Source organism: Enterobacter sp. NFIX58, from assembly GCF_900110475.1.
Lineage (GTDB): Bacteria > Pseudomonadota > Gammaproteobacteria > Enterobacterales > Enterobacteriaceae > Enterobacter > Enterobacter quasiroggenkampii.
Genome location: NZ_FODW01000004.1, coordinates 401,873 through 418,700, shown reverse-complemented (window position 1 = coordinate 418,700; position 16,828 = coordinate 401,873). Strand labels below are relative to the sequence as shown.

The following is a 16,828-nucleotide window of genomic DNA, read 5'->3' as shown; positions in this document are numbered from 1 at the left end:
CGCTGGCTTACACCAGCGTGCCGTAGATCGTCAGTAGCGCCACGATAACCACCACCACAAACGACGTTTTCTTCGCCATGGAGACAGCGGCTTTCGGTGTTTCAATCTTGTCGGTATGCGGCTCACGCGCCAGCGAGAACTGCGCCAGACGCGTTAACACCTGGTACTGCGACGTATGGCGGTCGGCCAACGAAGCAAACCATGCGGGCAGCGCTTTCTCACCGTGTCCAATTAACGCGTACACCACACCCACCAGACGCACCGGGAGCCAGTCGAGCACGTGCAGGATGGCATCGATGCCGGACAGCAAACGTTCATGCGGCGTCAGATAGCGGGCAAGCCAAGTCTGCCAGGCGCGCAGGAACGCATACCCCATCAGCAAGACCGGTCCCCACGGGCCGCCCACCACAAACCAGAACAGCGGCGCCAGGTAGTAACGGAAGTTAATCCACAGCAGCGCGTTCTGCAGTTCGCGCAGAAACTCGCGCTCGTCGCAGTCCGGCGGCACGCCGTGGATCATCGTCAGCTCGCTCGCCATGGCACCGCGCGCATGGGCATCGTCACGGGAGGCGGCTTTCAGGTAGGCGTGATAGTGTAAACGCACCTTACCCGCACCAATGCACAGCACGCCGAGCAGGATCCACACCACCAGCAGCGGCACGTTGAAAAACAGTCCATGCAGCGCGCGCAACAGCAGGAACGTAATCACCATCACCCCAGCCATCATCAGCAGCGTACGCAGCAGAGAAAAGTGCTTAATCCGGCGGAAAAGCACCTCCAGCCGGTGATCCAGATGCCAGTGCTCGCCGAGCTTGAACAGGCGTTCAGCGATGATAACCAGCAGCATGGTAAACAACGTCATGGTATCTCCTTATTCTGACGACGCGGTGAGCATGGCGCGGAACCGCGGCCAGTCGAATGCCGGGCCGGGATCGGTTTTTCTCGCCGGGGCAATATCACTGTGTCCCGTAATATTGTCGGCGATGGCCGGATAGAGTCCGATAAGCGTGCGGGTCACAGCCGCTAACTGTTGATACTGTGAATCGGTGTAGGGCGTGGTATCCGTGCCTTCCAGTTCGATCCCGATAGAAAAATCGTTGCACCGTTCGCGCCCGTGATACATCGACACCCCGGCATGCCAGGCGCGCTTATCAAAGGGAACATACTGAACCACTTCACCATCGCGACGAATCAGGCAGTGAGCCGACACGCGCAGATGCGCAATCTCAGCAAAGAAAGGATGGGCATCGGGATCAATCGTTCCCGTGAATAACGCATCGATCCACGGGCCGCCAAATTCTCCCGGCGGGAGACTAATATTATGAACCACCAGCAGTGTGGGCTTTTCATCCTCCGGGCGGCAGTCGTGGTACGGCGAAGGCACATGCCGCGCATCCACCAGCCATCCGTTTTCTAACAACATGCTGGAACTCCTTATGTATGGTGCTGTTACTCGGTTCAGAGTAGCATGTTTCAATATTATGATTCGTTACCAATTTGGAGTTTTATCATGCCGCCTCGCCGCTACAACCCCGACCACCGACGTGAAGCGCTTCTGGAACGTATTAATATGGATATTCCGGCAAGCGTTGCCCATGCTTTGAAAGAAGACCTGGGCGGTGACGTCAATGCCGATAAAGATATTACCGCACAATTGTTGCCAAAAGAGACACGCTCCCACGCGGTCATTATCACCCGCGAAGAGGGTGTTTTTTGCGGCAAGCGCTGGGTTGAAGAGGTCTTTACCCAACTGGCGGGCGATGATGTGCAGGTAACATGGCACGTGGAAGATGGGGATAGCGTCACGCCAAATCAGCCGCTGTTCGAGCTGGACGGCCCCTCCCGCGTCTTGCTGACCGGCGAACGTACCGCGCTCAATTTTGTACAAACGCTCTCTGGTGTTGCCAGTGAAGTGCGCCGCTACGTTGACCTGCTGGCCGGCACCCGAACCCAGCTGCTGGATACCCGCAAAACGCTGCCGGGCCTGCGCACGGCGCTGAAGTACGCGGTGCTCTGCGGCGGCGGCGCAAACCATCGTCTGGGCCTGTCCGACGCTTTCCTGATTAAAGAGAACCACATTATTGCCTCGGGCTCCGTGCGCCAGGCGGTGGAGAAGGCCTTCTGGCTGCACCCGGACGTGCCGGTTGAAGTGGAAGTGGAAAACCTGGACGAGCTGGAGCAGGCGATTAAGGCCGGGGCCGATATCATCATGCTCGATAACTTCGAAACCGAGCAGATGCGCGAGGCGGTAAAACTGACCAACGGCCGGGCCCAGCTCGAAGTGTCCGGAAACGTCACCTTCGAAACAATCCGTGAATTTGCCGAAACCGGCGTGGATTACATCTCCGTCGGCGCGCTGACCAAGCACGTTCGCGCTCTCGACCTCTCGATGCGTTTTAAATAGTCATACCTCTCCCCTCTCCGCCCGGAGAGGGGAATTTCAGCCCCGCTCGCAAATCCGCTGTTCTTCCCTGCAACGCGGCATAAATTCTCTGAATGCGCTCTCCCGTTCCTTTTTTTGCCCCTCGTTTCTGCCCTTTCGCGCTGACAGAGTAGCGCCACCTAACGTAAGGAGCAGATATGAACAGACAACACGGATTCACTCTCATTGAGCTGATGGTGGTCATCGGCATTATTGCGATTCTGAGCGCCATCGGCGTACCTGCCTATCAGAACTACCTGCGCAAAGCGGCGTTGACCGATATGCTGCAAACCTTCGTTCCCTACCGCACCGCCATCGAGCTTTGCGCGCTGGATCACGGGGGCGTGGAGAGCTGCGATGCCGGCAGCAACGGCATCCCTTCCCCCACCACGACACGCTACGTGTCGGGAATGAGCGTAGCGAAAGGGATCGTGAACTTAACAGGACAGGAAAGTCTTAACGGGCTGGAAGTGGTCATGACGCCGCAGTGGAACGACGCTAACGGTATGACGGGCTGGACGCGTCTCTGCAACATCAGCGCTGATAGCGCCCTGAAGCAGGCCTGCGAAGACGTTTTCCGCTTCGACAATAACTGAGGAGCGGAAAATGAAGACCGATCAACTCGTGGCGCTTTGTCTTCGCCATCACGCACTGCTGCTTACCAGCGACAGTGAAATGGTCAGCATTGCCGTCGTGGGCAACCCCGCGGCTGAACTCATGGAGGCGCTGCGTTTCGCGACTCAGAAACGGATTGATATTGAGTGCTGGAGCGCTGAGCGCATGGAAAAACACCGGCAGCTCACGTCACAATCGCATCTGCCCGGTGTTTCGCAAACGCATTCAACGGTAGATATCCTCAACCACACGCTGCAGCAGGCAATTAACCAACGCGCCTCTGATATTCATATCGAACCGATGGAGCACGCGTGCCAGATTCGTTTACGTATCGACGGCGTACTTTGCCCGCAGCCTCCGCTTGCGGCGGAACTGGCTAACCTGCTCAGCGCGCGTTTAAAAGTGCTGGGTAACCTGGATATTGCTGAGCGCCGTTTACCCCAGGACGGCCAGTTTACGATTGAACTGGCCAACGAGCCGGTTTCGTTTAGGATAGCGACGCTTCCCTGCAGCGGCGGCGAGAAAATTGTGCTGCGTCTCCTGCAGCAGGTTCCGCAGGCCCTTGAGCCGAAAGCGCTTGGCATGAATGCTGAGCAGTTGGCCTGTTTTAATGCGGTTCTCCACCAGCCGCAGGGGCTGATTCTGGTCACCGGGCCTACCGGCAGCGGCAAAACCGTGACGCTGTACAGCGCGCTGCAGTCGCGTAACACCCCTGACGTCAACATCTGCAGCGTCGAAGATCCTATTGAGATCCCCCTTGCCGGATTAAACCAGACGCAGATTAATCCCCGGGCGGGTTTAACCTTCCAGAGCGTGCTGCGGGCGCTGCTGCGTCAGGATCCCGACATTATTATGGTCGGCGAAATCCGTGACGGTGAAACGGCCGGGATTGCCATTAATGCTGCCCAGACCGGGCACCTGGTGCTGTCGACCCTGCATACCAACTCGACGACGGAAACGCTGGTTCGCCTGGAGCAGATGGGCGTCGCACGCTGGATGATTTCCTCCGCGCTGACGATGGTGATAGCCCAGAGACTGGTTCGACGTCTGTGCCCGTACTGCCGACAGAAAAGCGGGGAGCATACGGACTTACCTCGATCAGTATGGCCCAGACCGCTTCCACGCTGGCAGCCTACCGGCTGCGAGCGCTGTTACCACGGTTTTTATGGCCGCGTGGCCATTTTTGAAGTACTTGGGATCGACAATGCCCTGCGGCAGGCCATTGCCAGCGGGGCGGGAACAGACGTCATCGAGGCGAGCGCCCGCCAGGCAGGGATGATTTCTCTTTTTGAACACGGCTGCATGGCCGTCGAACAGGGGCTAACCACGATTGAAGAGTTGCTGCGCGTCCTGGGAATGCCCAATGGCGGCTAATCAGCTCTGGCGCTGGCGTGCGCTCACCAAAGATGGAGACCCCCGAAGCGGGACACTCTGGGCCACGAACCGCAATGCGGCCTTCACCCGGCTAATGCGTAACGACCTCCATCCTCTGACGCTAACCCGATGCGCGCAGCGGCACCGCTGGCGGCAACACCACTGCGACGAGATGTTTTATCAGCTCGCCACGCTTCTGCAGGCTGGACTGACATTATCCCACAGTCTGCAAATGCTGGCAGAGCAGCATCCGTTAAAACCGTGGCAGGCGCTGCTGCAAAGCATTGCCGATGAGCTCAGTGAAGGATGCCCGTTTTCTGAGTCGCTAAAAAAGTGGCCAGCCGTTTTTAGCCCTCTGCATGTCTCGATGGTGAAGACCGGGGAGCTGACAGGGAAGCTGGAGGCGTGCTGTCGTCAGCTCGCGCAGCAACAAAAAGCGCAGCAGCAGCTCAGTGCAAAAGTGAAAAAGGCGCTGCGCTACCCGGCGATAGTTCTGACTCTGGCTGTAATGGTTGTGCTGGCGATGGTCACCCTGGTCCTGCCCGAGTTTGCCGCGATCTACAAAACGTTTAATACCCCGCTTCCCGTGCTGACACAGATGGTCATGGGAATGGCCGCCTTTATGCAGTCATATGCCCTCGCGTTGTTCGCCCTGCTACTAACCCCCTTTGCCGTCGCCTGGGCTCTGCGGCAGAACCCTCGCTGGCAGCAAATCCTGATGCAGACGCCCGTGATGGGCGCACTGGCAAAAGGCCAAAAGCTGGGACACATCTTTACCGTGCTGTCACTCACGCAACAGGCAGGCATCCCCTTTTTACAGGGTCTGGAGAGTGCAGAAGAAACCGTTGAGAGCCGGTACTGGCAAGGGATACTTCGCAACGTGCGGGAGGACATTGAAAAGGGTCTACCCGTCTGGTCATCCTTTCAGAAGGCGGCATTGTTTACCCCGCTCTGTATTCAGCTTTTACGAACCGGTGAGATGTCAGGTGCGCTGGACATCATGCTGGCAAACCTTGCCCGTCATCACACGGAACAGACCTTTCAACGAGCAGATAACCTGGCGGCGCTTCTGGAGCCGCTGCTACTGATTGTGACGGGGGTCATTATCGGTACGCTGGTGGTGGCCATGTACCTGCCGATATTCCACCTGGGAGATGCGATGAGCGCGGGATAGTACAACAGGGCTGGCGCACGGGCATGCGCCAGCAGAAGCCATTACAGGCTATTGAATACGCGGTTTTCCTGTTCCTGAACGCGAATAAACGTCGTACGCTTTGTCAACTCTTTCAGGCGGGATGCGCCCACGTAGGTGCAGGCAGAGCGCAGGCCGCCGAGGATATCGCGTGCGGTGTTTTCAACCGGGCCGCGCAGAGGCAGCTTCACGGTTTTGCCTTCTGCCGCGCGGTATTTTGCCACGCCACCGACGTGACGGGTCATCGCAGACTCAGAGCTCATGCCGTAGAACAGCATAAATTTCTCGCCGTTCTCTTCAACGACGGTACCGCCGCTCTCTTCATGGCCTGCCAGCATACCGCCGAGCATCACGAAGTCCGCGCCACCACCGAAGGCCTTTGCTACATCCCCCGGCATGGTGCAACCGCCGTCGCTGATGATCTGGCCGCCCAGTCCGTGCGCCGCGTCGGCACATTCAATGACGGCAGAGAGCTGCGGATAACCGACGCCGGTTTTGACGCGTGTGGTGCATACGGAGCCCGGGCCAATGCCTACTTTCACGATATCGGCACCGGAGAGGATCAGCTCTTCACACATTTCACCGGTCACCACGTTGCCCGCGATGATGGTTTTCGTCGGCCAGGCCTCACGCGCCTTGCTGACGAACTGCACGAAGTGCTCGGAGTAACCGTTCGCCACATCAATACAAACGAAGTTCAGCGCCGGGTTAGCCTTCAGGATCTGTTTGGTCTTCTCGAAATCCGCATCGGAGGTGCCGGTGGAGACCATCACGTGCTTCACCACATCAGCAGAGGCGGACGCAACAAACGCATCCCACTCTTCAGGGCTGTAATGTTTGTGCACGGCGGTGAGAATATCGAACTGTGCCAGCGCGGTTGCCATCTCAAAGGTTCCCACAGTATCCATATTGGCAGCGATGATCGGCACGCCAGACCAGGTCTGACCGGAATGCTTAAAGGTGAATTGACGTTCGAGTTCAACGTCTGAGCGACTTTTCAGTGTAGAGCGTTTAGGGCGGATAAGAACGTCTTTGAAACCTAACTTCAGATCTTCTTCGATACGCATGTGCGGATTCCTGGGGTTAGAGGCAAATATGTTAAAAGCACAACTCCAGTGACGCTATCATACGCACTAATACCTGCTCCGCAAGACTGCGAAATTCTCTTTTTTTACGCTACAATCCTATAAATTTACCTGGTAAAAAGCCGGTAAACAGGGCTAAACAGTGACTGGCGCATCTGTGATTTTTAATCAACTGATTTTTATAATGAATAATTCCCAGGATTTTATTTAATGGGGTATATCGTTGCATTAACCGGCGGCATCGGTAGTGGCAAAAGTACCGTTGCGGACGCGTTTTCTCGTTTGGGTATCACGATTATCGATGCCGATATTATTGCCCGCCAGGTGGTAGAGCCCGATACACCCGCGCTAAAGGCCATCGCAGAACATTTTGGTCAGGCCATCATCAATGCCGATGGCACCCTGAATCGCCGCCAGCTTCGCGAATGCATTTTTTCCGATTCCGCGGAAAAAGCCTGGCTTAATAGCCTTCTCCACCCCATCATCCACCAGGAAACGCAGCGTCAGATCGCCGCGGCCCGCTCGCCCTATGTCTTGTGGGTGGTTCCGCTGCTGGTTGAAAATCAGCTGCAGAAGAAAGCCGACCGGGTGCTGGTGATTGATGTCACCCCCGAAACGCAAATCCAGAGAACCATGACGCGCGACCACGTCTCGCGAGAACATGCGGAACACATTCTTGCCGCTCAGGCCACGCGCGCTCAGCGCCTTGCCGTGGCGGATGATGTCATTGATAATAACGGCGCACCAGATGCCATTGCATCGGATGTTGCCCGTCTGCACGCGCAGTATCTGACGTTTGCCGCGCAGGCCGTTGCACAGGAAAAACCATAATGTCGACACACATCCTTTTTGAGCATCCGCTCAACGAAAAAATGCGTACCTGGCTGCGCATCGAATTCCTCATTCAGCAGCTTTCACAACATCTGCCGGTTAACGATCACGCTACGGCGTTGCATTTCTTCCGCAATGTAGGCGATCTGCTGGATGTGATTGAACGCGGCGATGTCCGCACAGAATTGCTTAAAGAGCTGGAGCGCCAGCAGCGTAAATTACAGGCATGGGCTGAGGTTCCGGGGGTGGATGTAAGCCGTATCGATTCCCTTCGCCAGCAGCTTAAAACCAGCAGCAGCATCCTGATGGCTGCACCGCGCGTCGGGCAGTTTTTACGTGAGGACCGCCTGATTGGCCTGGTGCGCCAGCGCCTGAGCATCCCTGGCGGTTGCTGCAGCTTCGACCTGCCGACGCTGCATATGTGGCTCCATATGCCACAAGCCCAGCGTGACGCGCAGGTGAACAGCTGGCTGGCAAGCCTGGAGCCGATGCACCAGACGCTGTCGCTGATCCTCGATCTGATCCGTAACTCAGCGCCGTTCCGCAAGCAAACCAGCCTGAATGGTTTCTACCAGGACAACGGTGATGATGCCGATCTTCTGCGCCTGAATTTATCGCTTGGCGAACAGCTTTATCCGCAAATTTCCGGGCATAAGAGCCGCTTTGCGATTCGCTTTATGCCTCTGGACAGCGAAAATGGCACCGTGCCGGAACGCCTCGATTTTGAACTGGCCTGTTGTTAAGGAGTGCCGATGTCTGATGTCACCGCCGTAAACTGCCCTACCTGTGGCAAAACCGTTGTCTGGGGCGAAGTGAGTCCGTTCCGCCCATTCTGCAGCAAACGCTGCCAGCTTATTGACCTGGGCGAATGGGCGGCGGAAGAGAAACGTATTCCGAGTAAAGGCGATCTCTCGGACAGCGACGACTGGAGTGAAAACCAGCAGTAATCTGTAAAGCCTGCTGGCGCGTCGCTTAGCAGGCCTTCGGTTGTGCAACGAGCCGCAGGATCACAGGCTCATTAGCTGGCGGGAATTTTTCGGCATCACTTGCCTGAAGCGCCACCCAGTTACCCGGCTGCCCCTCTTTTCCCCAGGGTTCACCTTCCCAGTTTTCCACCAGCCAGAACCACAGCGTAATGTGCCTGTCCGGGAACTGGTATTCGAGCTTATCAAACAGCGTTGCGCCAAGCGGAGTGATCCCGACTTCTTCCTGAAGCTCGCGAACCAGCGCCGCTTCCGGGGTTTCACCAGCCTCAATTTTTCCGCCTGGAAACTCCCATTTGTTCGCCATATGGGCGTCGGCAGCGCGCTGGGTGATAAAGATTTGCTTTTGCGGGTTGCGAATAATCCCGACGGCAATTTGCAGTATTTTCATATTGTTACTTCCATAAAAAAGGCGCAGATGTCTGCGCCTTTTTGTTTTTTTATGAATTCAGCTCAGACGCCCGTGGCACGCCTTGTACTTTTTACCGGAGCCACATGGGCACGGATCGTTACGACCCACTTTACGATCGCCAGTCTGCGCGGCGATCGCCGCTGCAGCTTCGCTGTCGTCGGTCTGATGGCTCAGCTGTTGCATTTGTGCCAGACGCTCGGCTTCTTCACGACGCTGCTGCTCCATCGCTTCTACCTCTTCCGGCATACGCACCTGAACCTTGCTCAGGGTGCTGATCACTTCATACTTCAGCGACTCAAGCATAGAGGCAAACATGGAGAAGGACTCACGCTTGTATTCCTGCTTCGGATCTTTCTGCGCATAGCCACGCAGGTGGATACCCTGACGCAGGTAGTCCATCGCCGCCAGATGCTCTTTCCACAGGGAATCCAGCGTCTGCAGCATCACGCCTTTTTCGAAGTGACGCATCATCTCAGCGCCAACAACCTCTTCCTTACGCTTGTAAACATCCAGCGCGGTTTCGTAGATACGCTCGCGCAGGGTCTCTTCGTGCAGCTCAGGCTCTTTATCCAGCCACTCTTTGATAGGCAGATCGAGGTCAAAGTCGTTTTTCAGACGTTCCTGCAGGCCTTCGATGTCCCACATCTCTTCCAGAGACTGAGGTGGAATATGCGCATCAATCGTGGCTTTAAACACATCTTCACGAATGCTGTTGATGGTTTCGCTCACGTCGGATACGTCCAGCAGTTCGTTACGCTGGGTGTAGATCGCGCGGCGCTGATCGTTAGCCACGTCATCGTATTCCAGCAGCTGCTTACGAATATCGAAGTTGCGGCTTTCCACTTTACGCTGTGCGTTCGCGATCGCTTTGGTGACCCACGGGTGCTCAATGGCTTCGCCAGGTTTCATGCCCAGCTTGCGCATCATGCCGGACACGCGGTCGGAGGCGAAAATACGCATCAGCGCATCTTCCATCGACAGGTAGAAGCGGGAAGAACCGGCATCACCCTGACGACCCGCACGGCCACGCAGCTGGTTATCGATACGACGCGATTCATGACGCTCGGTACCGATAATGTGCAGACCACCGGATGCCAGCACCGCGTCGTGACGCACCTGCCAGTCGGCCTTAATCTGCGCAATCTGTTCAGGCGTTGGGTTTTCCAGCTCAGCCACTTCGGCCTGCCAGCTACCGCCCAGCATAATATCGGTACCACGACCCGCCATGTTGGTGGCGATGGTTACCGCAGCCGGATAACCTGCCTGCGCAACAATATCCGCTTCTTTGGCGTGGAATTTGGCGTTCAGTACGTTGTGTTTAATACCCGCTTTCGTCAGCTCGTGAGAAACCACTTCGGATTTTTCAATGGAGATGGTCCCCACCAGAACCGGCTGGCCTTTAGCAGTACGCTCGCGAATGTCTTCGATGATCGCCTGAATTTTTTCCGCTTCGGTCATGTACACCAGGTCCGGCATATCCTTACGGATCATCGGACGGTTGGTTGGAACGACCACGGTATCCAGCTTGTAGATGGAGCTGAATTCAAACGCTTCGGTATCGGCAGTACCGGTCATGCCCGCCAGCTTCTCGTACAGACGGAAGTAGTTCTGGAAGGTGATAGACGCCAGCGTCTGGTTTTCGTTTTGAATATCCACGCCTTCTTTGGCTTCTACAGCCTGGTGCAGACCGTCAGACCAGCGACGCCCCTGCATAGTACGGCCGGTGTGCTCATCGACAATGATCACTTCGCCGTCTTTCACGATGTAGTCGACGTCGCGGGTGAACAGCGCGTGGGCACGCAGCGCGGCGGTCACGTGGTGCATCAGCATGATGTTGCTCGGGGAGTACAGAGACTCGCCCTCTTCCATAATGCCTTCAGCAACCAGCAGCTCTTCAATTTTCACCAGACCACGTTCGGTCAGGTTCACCTGGCGCGCTTTTTCATCAACGGAGAAGTGGCCTTCACCCTGGAAGGTATCCGAGTCTTCTTTCTCCTGACGCAGCAGGTGTGGAATGATTTTGTCGACTTTACGGTACATCTCGGAGCTGTCTTCAGCCGGGCCGGAGATGATCAGCGGGGTACGCGCTTCATCGATCAGGATGGAGTCCACCTCATCCACCAGCGCATAGTGCAGCTTACGCTGGACACGCTCTTCAGGGCTGAACGCCATGTTGTCACGCAGGTAGTCGAAGCCGTATTCGTTGTTGGTACCGTAGGTGATATCCGCATTGTACGCTTCACGCTTGGCTGGCGCAGGCAGGCCGGACATGTTGATACCGACTGTCATACCGAGGAATTCGAACAGTGGACGGTTGTTTTCGGCGTCACGCTGCGCCAGATAGTCGTTGACGGTAACGACGTGAACGCCTTTACCGGTCAGCGCGTTCAGGTAAGCCGGCAGCGTTGCGGTCAGGGTTTTACCTTCACCGGTACGCATTTCCGCGATGCAGCGCTCGTTAAGCACCATACCGCCCAGCAGCTGAACGTCGAAGTGACGCATGCCGAACACGCGCTTACTTGCTTCACGCACAACGGCAAACGCTTCCGGGATCAGACTTTCTAAGGTTTCACCTTTTTCCAGACGCGCACGGAATTCCGCCGTTTTCGCTTTCAGCTCATCATCAGAGAGCTTCTCCATCGCCGGTTCCATACCGTTGATGACGGCAACAGCTTTGCGCATACGGCGCAGGGTACGATCGTTACGACTACCAAAAACTTTAGTTAATAATTTGATTAGCATAATAAATTCTCAAACGCCCCATCATGGGCAGATAAATTAAGGTATTGAAAAAGTTAATTTAGCTGAGGCGTTGAGGCCCGGCGCGAATGCCATGAACCTGGCTAATCCAGGTTGATACAGAGAATGAAACAGGAGGAACGATCGCGCGTTGCGCCGTCTCGCGCACCATGACCGGCGGCTGGCTGTCCTGCGTAAGCAGAGCATTAAGCGTGTCCAGCAGGGCAAGATGCTGTGCCTGCACCGGCAGCGTCTCTTCCGCCACAGGCATTGCCTGGGGCGCCATCGCGAAGGAGAGATGGCGGATAACCGTGCGGATAGCGTGCTGGTGCCAGTAATCAACGGAGAAATTTGGGCGGCGGCTGGCTTCAAGCCACGCGAGGTTTGTAAAGTTAACCCGCGTGTTGAGATCGTGTTTGGTGGTAGAGGTCTTCGCTGGCGTCGCCGCTTCGGCACTGTTGCTGAGCGCAGGCAAGCCGAGACTCGCCGCGACCATCCCTAATAAGAGATGCGGCCAGAAGTAACGTCTGCCAAATTGTCGCCAGCGCGTCAGTATTCCGCTCACTTGCTCCACCACATAAGCCAGCCTGTAACAGGCTACTTTTAAGTTATTTTTTTAAGCGCCCAGATATTACCACTAAAGCCAATGCACATCAGCAGGAATGAGGTGCCGCCGCGGGGAAAAACGGTCAAGAATGCAGCTAACGCACGCATTTTCTGCGCAAGACAAACAAGAGATAACGCTGGGGCAAACGAAGAAGGGCAAAAATAAAAACGACTGGTCTTCCTGGTCGGAGAGAGTACCAGGTTAACCAGTCGATTTTTTACGAAACGGCGTGAACCGTTACGCCAGAACCATGTTTGGCGCTTTGAAAGCCAGCGGCAGTTCTGCTTCGTCTTCGAAGGTCACATATTCCCAGGCTTCCTGTTTTGCCAGGACGGCCTGCAACAGTTTGTTGTTCAGCGCATGACCGGATTTGAACGCGGTAAATGCACCAATGATATTGTGACCACACATAAACAGGTCGCCGATAGCGTCCAGCATTTTGTGACGTACGAATTCATCTTCGAAACGCAGGCCGTCTTCGTTCAGTACGCGATAATCGTCAACAACGATGGCACAATCGAAGCTGCCGCCCAGGCACAGGCCGCGGGACTGCAGATATTCGATATCACGCATGAAGCCAAACGTACGGGCTCGGCTGATCTGGCGCATAAACGCATCAGCAGAGAAGTTCATCGCGTAGCGCTGGGTGCTGGAATCAATCGCCGGATGGTTAAAGTCGATGGTAAAGTCCAACGAGAAACCATTGTACGGTTTGAATTCAGCCCACTTGTCGCCATCTTCGACGCGAACGGTCTCTTTGATACGAACAAATTTCTTCGCGCAGTTCAGTTCTTCGATGCCGGCATCCAGCAACAGATAGACGAACGGTGCAGCACTGCCATCCATAATCGGGATTTCTGGCGCATCGACTTCAACAATAATGTTGTCGATACCCAGCCCCGCCAGGGCGGCGTTCAGGTGCTCTACGGTAGAAATCCGCACGTCATGCTCGTTCACCAGACAAGTACAGAGCATAGTATCACGCACAGATTTGGCATCGGCCGGAAAATCTACCGGTGGATTCAAGTCGGTGCGACGATAGATGACCCCGGTATTGGCCGGCGCAGGGCGTAACGTCAGCGTGACTTTCTTGCCGGTATGTAAACCGACACCCGTCGCCTGAACGATACGTTTAAGTGTCCTTTGTTTGATCATCGTATAATCTCGCCAAATTAACTATCCAACCGAGAGTGTATATCACTAACGGTGGGCCAGTTTAGCACAAAGAGCGCAAATCCCCTAATTCCAGCCAATTCTTAATCAGCTTGCTTACGCAGGAACGCCGGGATATCCAGATAATCTGGCTCTTTCGCCGTTTGCGGCGTTGGGTCGTTCACCACTTTCGCGGCCGGTTTCTGCTCCTGAGTCAGCGGAGACATACCGTGCTGCTGGTAACGATCCATTACCGGTTGCTGAGTCTGCTTGTTGGTCACTAAGGTGATCTCAGGACGCTTGTCCATACCGATACCAGTCGCAACAACGGTAACACGCAGCTCGTCGTTCATTTCAGGGTCAAGCGAAGTACCGATTACCACGGTAGCGTTGTCAGAGGCGAACGCACGGATAGTGTTACCCACGGTTTCGAACTCATCCAGACGCAGGTCAAAGCCAGCGGTAATGTTGACCAGCACGCCACGTGCACCAGACAGATCGATATCTTCCAGCAGTGGAGAAGAAATGGCCATTTCAGCCGCTTCTTCTGCACGGTCTTCGCCGCTCGCCACGCCAGAGCCCATCATCGCGTAGCCCATTTCGGACATCACGGTGCGAACGTCTGCAAAGTCAACGTTCATCAGGCCAGGACGGGTAATCAGTTCAGCGATACCCTGAACCGCGCCTTTCAGCACGTCGTTTGCTGCACCGAAGGCGTCCAGCAGGGAGATACCGCGACCCAGAACCTTCAACAGCTTGTCGTTCGGGATGGTGATCAGCGAGTCAACGTGCTTGGACAGCTCGGTGATACCCTGCTCCGCAAAGGCCATACGCTTCTTGCCTTCAAAATTGAAAGGCTTGGTCACGACAGCAACGGTCAGGATACCTAAATCTTTAGCCACTTCAGCTACAACAGGTGCTGCGCCGGTACCGGTACCGCCACCCATACCTGCTGCAATGAAGACCATGTCCGCACCTTCCAGTGCAGCGCGCAGGGCTTCACGATCTTCTTCAGCCGCATTGCGGCCCACTTCCGGGTTAGCCCCTGCTCCCAGCCCTTTGGTGATACCACCGCCGATCTGGATAGTCTGGCCTACAGCCGTCTTACGCAGTGCCTGTGCATCGGTGTTAACTGCAAAGAATTCAACACCTTCAATGCGTTCACGCACCATATGCTCTACGGCGTTACCGCCGCCGCCACCGACGCCGATGACTTTAATCACCGCGTCGTTGGTCAGTTCCATAGGTTCAAACATAATTTCTCTCTCCGTTGTGCCTGTCGCCCGAGACCGCTAATTCTCTCCGGTCTCTTAAAAAAATTAAAACTCTTTTCGCAACCAGTTGTTCAGTCGTTTGACCCACGACCCCACTGAGACGCGTTTTTCCACTTCCGCTTCACCACTGAGATGAGATTCCTTCCCGTAGTGGAGCAGGCCCACAGCCGTTGAATAATACGGCTCCTGAGCGTAATCCGTTAAACCGGTGATATTCAGCGGCGCACCAATACGCACCTGCGTATGGAACACGCGCTGTGCACAGGCCGCAAGACCTTCAATTTGCGCTGCACCGCCGGTTAATACAATCCCCGCCGCAAGATGATGTTTAACACCCTGCTGACGAAGCTGTTCCTGTAACTGTAAAATCTCTTCGTTGACCAGGTTGAGCAGCTCGGTATAGCGCGGCTCGATCACCTCTGCCAACGTCTGGCGCTGCAGGCTGCGCGGTGGACGACCACCGACGCTTGGCACTTCAACGCTCTCATCTTTGCCAACAATAGAGCCCAGCGCACAGCCGTGGCGCACTTTAATCGCTTCTGCATCGCTCGGTGGCGTACCAAAAGCGTAAGCAATATCGCTGGTCACGACGTTCCCTGCGTACGGGATCACTTTGGTGTGGCGCAACGCACCGCCGGTATACACGGCCATGTCCATTGTACCACCACCAATATCGACCACACAGACACCCAGTTCACGTTCATCTTCGGTCAGCACGGAATAACTTGCCGCCAGACCGGCGAAAATAAGTTGGTCAACTTTCAGGCCACAACGTTCAACGGCTTTTACAATGTTCTTCGCCATATCGTTGTGACATGTGATCAGGTGCACTTTTGCCTGCATACGAACGCCTGACAGACCAACCGGGTTCTTGATCCCTTCCTGGTAGTCAATCGCATATTCCTGCGGGATCACGTGCAATACGCGATGCTCATCGCGGACACGCACGGATTTCGCCGTATGCACAACGTTTTCAACGTCTTCCTGCGTCACTTCTTCTTCGGAAATCGGCACCATGCCGATTTCGTTCTGGCAGCTAATGTGCTTACCAGAGAGGGCCAGATAGACAGAAGAAATCTGGCAATCTGCCATCAATTCAGCCTGATCGATGGCGCGCTGGACGCACTTCACCACCGATTCAAGATCGTTTACCCCACCTTTATCCATACCACGGGACGGGCAACTGCCCACGCCAATGATATTGACCATACCGTCGGGCAGAACTTCCCCTACTAAAGCGGCAACCTTCGCGGTGCCAATCTCCAGTCCAACTACCAGTTTTCTGTCCGTCGCCTTGATCATTGTTGTTCTGCCTGTACCTGTGCCTGATTCTGTTGCTGATTAGGTTCCTCGACCGGAGCCGGTACCCAACCGACTGCTGCGCCTGAGTCATAGCGCAAATCAACGTAGCTTATCCGTTTGCCGTCAGTCTGTGCCTGCTGCTGTAAAACCGGGTAAAGTTCGACAAAACGCGCCAGACGCTTCATGGTGTCCCCGCGCCCCAGGTTGAGCTTAATGCCGTTCGTTAACGTAAGCTGCCAGGAACGGCGCGCCGTCATGGCAGCATCTTTTAACGTAAACCTGTCCTTCGCCAGAACCTGACCCATTTCACGAAAACCCTGTAACACTTCGTTTTCGCTGCCTTCAGGGCCATACAACATCGGTAAATTTTGCTTGTTGACACGATCGGCCGGGACGCTGAAGGAATTTCCGTCGACGTCAACCATGTGCTGATCATTCCAACGCGCAATGGGCACATATTCAACCAGATGAATCTTCAATTCATCAGGCCATTGCTTTCTTACGCTCGCCTGTTTTATCCATGGCAGACGTTCAATCTGGCTCTGGATAATATTGACGTCCTGAGTCATAAAGGTGCCAGGCGAGCCCAGTGCCAGTATTGACTGGCGAATATCGTCGTTACGCGTGTAGTGACGCTCACCGGTGACCACCAGCTTAGAAAGTGGCAACCGCTGCGCATCTTCCATCCAGCCCAGGACCATCCAGCCGCTGATAAACACGGTGCACAGCACCCCGAGCAGGAAAATGATGCCTGCAAGACGCGTTCCATTACTGCGGCGTGAAGAGGTGTATTCTTCCTCGTCATCGCGGTTGCGCGTGTTCAATGCAGCCTGAGACATA

The 16,828-nt window shown here is 55.4% G+C and carries 17 protein-coding genes; 7 read left to right on the top strand and 10 right to left on the bottom strand.

The genetic code is table 11. The annotated features are described in order from the left end of the window. Nucleotides 1–7: 7 nt before the first annotated feature. Both ampE and ampD read right to left on the bottom strand, forming a co-directional pair. A complete protein-coding gene (gene ampE / locus BMW97_RS18290; RefSeq protein WP_045907806.1) occupies nt 8–862 on the bottom strand; it encodes a beta-lactamase regulator AmpE in 855 nt (284 codons plus the stop codon). 9 nt (nt 863–871) lie between these two features. Continuing rightward, the gene (gene ampD, locus BMW97_RS18285) at nt 872–1,423 is read right to left on the bottom strand and encodes a 1,6-anhydro-N-acetylmuramyl-L-alanine amidase AmpD (protein WP_045907805.1); all 552 of its coding nucleotides are present in this window, start codon (nt 1,421–1,423) and stop codon (nt 872–874) included. 87 nt (nt 1,424–1,510) lie between these two features. Here ampD and nadC point away from each other — a divergent pair, with 87 nt between their 5' ends. The 4 genes from nadC to hofC all read left to right on the top strand — a co-directional run bounded on the left by nadC (nt 1,511) and on the right by hofC (nt 5,585). Continuing rightward, complete coding sequence (gene nadC, locus BMW97_RS18280; RefSeq protein WP_021240514.1) at nt 1,511–2,404, top strand: carboxylating nicotinate-nucleotide diphosphorylase; 894 nt, start codon at nt 1,511–1,513, stop codon at nt 2,402–2,404. A gap of 176 nt (nt 2,405–2,580) precedes the next feature. Next, the gene (gene ppdD, locus BMW97_RS18275) at nt 2,581–3,018 is read left to right on the top strand and encodes a prepilin peptidase-dependent pilin (protein WP_045907804.1); all 438 of its coding nucleotides are present in this window, start codon (nt 2,581–2,583) and stop codon (nt 3,016–3,018) included. A 10-nt stretch (nt 3,019–3,028) separates the two neighbouring features. Then, the gene (gene gspE / locus BMW97_RS18270; RefSeq protein ID WP_045907803.1) at nt 3,029–4,411 is read left to right on the top strand and encodes a type II secretion system protein GspE; all 1,383 of its coding nucleotides are present in this window, start codon (nt 3,029–3,031) and stop codon (nt 4,409–4,411) included. Further along, nucleotides 4,401–5,585, top strand: a complete 1,185-nt coding sequence (gene hofC, locus BMW97_RS18265; RefSeq protein WP_045907802.1) for a protein transport protein HofC — start codon at nt 4,401–4,403, stop codon at nt 5,583–5,585. The genes gspE and hofC overlap by 11 nt, the downstream gene beginning before the upstream one ends. Before the next feature lie 41 nt (nt 5,586–5,626). On the opposite strand, the gene BMW97_RS18260 is transcribed toward hofC, so the two are convergent. Beyond that, nucleotides 5,627–6,670 (bottom strand): GMP reductase, encoded by a 1,044-nt coding sequence (locus BMW97_RS18260; RefSeq protein ID WP_023293282.1) that lies wholly within the window; start codon nt 6,668–6,670, stop codon nt 5,627–5,629. Between the two features lie 228 nt (nt 6,671–6,898). Between BMW97_RS18260 and coaE the strand changes: the two genes are divergently transcribed. From coaE to yacG, 3 genes are read left to right on the top strand one after another with little or no spacing between them, the layout of a single operon-like run. After that, nucleotides 6,899–7,519: a dephospho-CoA kinase gene (gene coaE / locus BMW97_RS18255; RefSeq protein WP_045907801.1), complete on the top strand. Its 621-nt coding sequence runs from the start codon at nt 6,899–6,901 to the stop codon at nt 7,517–7,519. Then, nucleotides 7,519–8,262, top strand: coding sequence for a cell division protein ZapD (gene zapD, locus BMW97_RS18250; RefSeq protein ID WP_008501972.1), 744 nt, complete (start codon nt 7,519–7,521; stop codon nt 8,260–8,262). Before coaE ends, zapD begins: the two co-directional genes overlap by 1 nt. A gap of 9 nt (nt 8,263–8,271) precedes the next feature. Next, nucleotides 8,272–8,466, top strand: a complete 195-nt coding sequence (gene yacG / locus BMW97_RS18245; protein WP_045907800.1) for a DNA gyrase inhibitor YacG — start codon at nt 8,272–8,274, stop codon at nt 8,464–8,466. 25 nt (nt 8,467–8,491) lie between these two features. Here the strand turns inward: yacG and mutT are convergent, their stop codons facing one another. The 7 genes from mutT to ftsQ form a co-directional block, all read right to left on the bottom strand. Then, on the bottom strand, nt 8,492–8,893 hold the full coding sequence (mutT, locus tag BMW97_RS18240; protein WP_045907799.1) for an 8-oxo-dGTP diphosphatase MutT: 402 nt from the start codon (nt 8,891–8,893) through the stop codon (nt 8,492–8,494). 57 nt (nt 8,894–8,950) lie between these two features. Beyond that, on the bottom strand, nt 8,951–11,656 hold the full coding sequence (gene secA, locus BMW97_RS18235) for a preprotein translocase subunit SecA (protein ID WP_021240521.1): 2,706 nt from the start codon (nt 11,654–11,656) through the stop codon (nt 8,951–8,953). Nucleotides 11,657–11,714: 58 nt separating this feature from the next. Beyond that, the gene (secM, locus tag BMW97_RS18230) at nt 11,715–12,218 is read right to left on the bottom strand and encodes a secA translation cis-regulator SecM (protein ID WP_175481449.1); all 504 of its coding nucleotides are present in this window, start codon (nt 12,216–12,218) and stop codon (nt 11,715–11,717) included. A gap of 279 nt (nt 12,219–12,497) precedes the next feature. Then, nucleotides 12,498–13,415 carry a UDP-3-O-acyl-N-acetylglucosamine deacetylase gene (lpxC, locus tag BMW97_RS18225; protein WP_010426966.1) on the bottom strand — a complete coding sequence of 306 codons (918 nt, stop codon included), beginning with the start codon at nt 13,413–13,415 and terminating at the stop codon, nt 12,498–12,500. 101 nt (nt 13,416–13,516) lie between these two features. Next, nucleotides 13,517–14,668 (bottom strand): cell division protein FtsZ, encoded by a 1,152-nt coding sequence (gene ftsZ, locus BMW97_RS18220; protein ID WP_008501978.1) that lies wholly within the window; start codon nt 14,666–14,668, stop codon nt 13,517–13,519. Nucleotides 14,669–14,731: 63 nt separating this feature from the next. Then, complete coding sequence (gene ftsA, locus BMW97_RS18215; protein WP_006173845.1) at nt 14,732–15,988, bottom strand: cell division protein FtsA; 1,257 nt, start codon at nt 15,986–15,988, stop codon at nt 14,732–14,734. Continuing rightward, nucleotides 15,985–16,827, bottom strand: coding sequence for a cell division protein FtsQ (gene ftsQ / locus BMW97_RS18210; protein WP_023293285.1), 843 nt, complete (start codon nt 16,825–16,827; stop codon nt 15,985–15,987). The genes ftsA and ftsQ overlap by 4 nt, the downstream gene beginning before the upstream one ends. Nucleotide 16,828 lies beyond the last annotated feature (1 nt).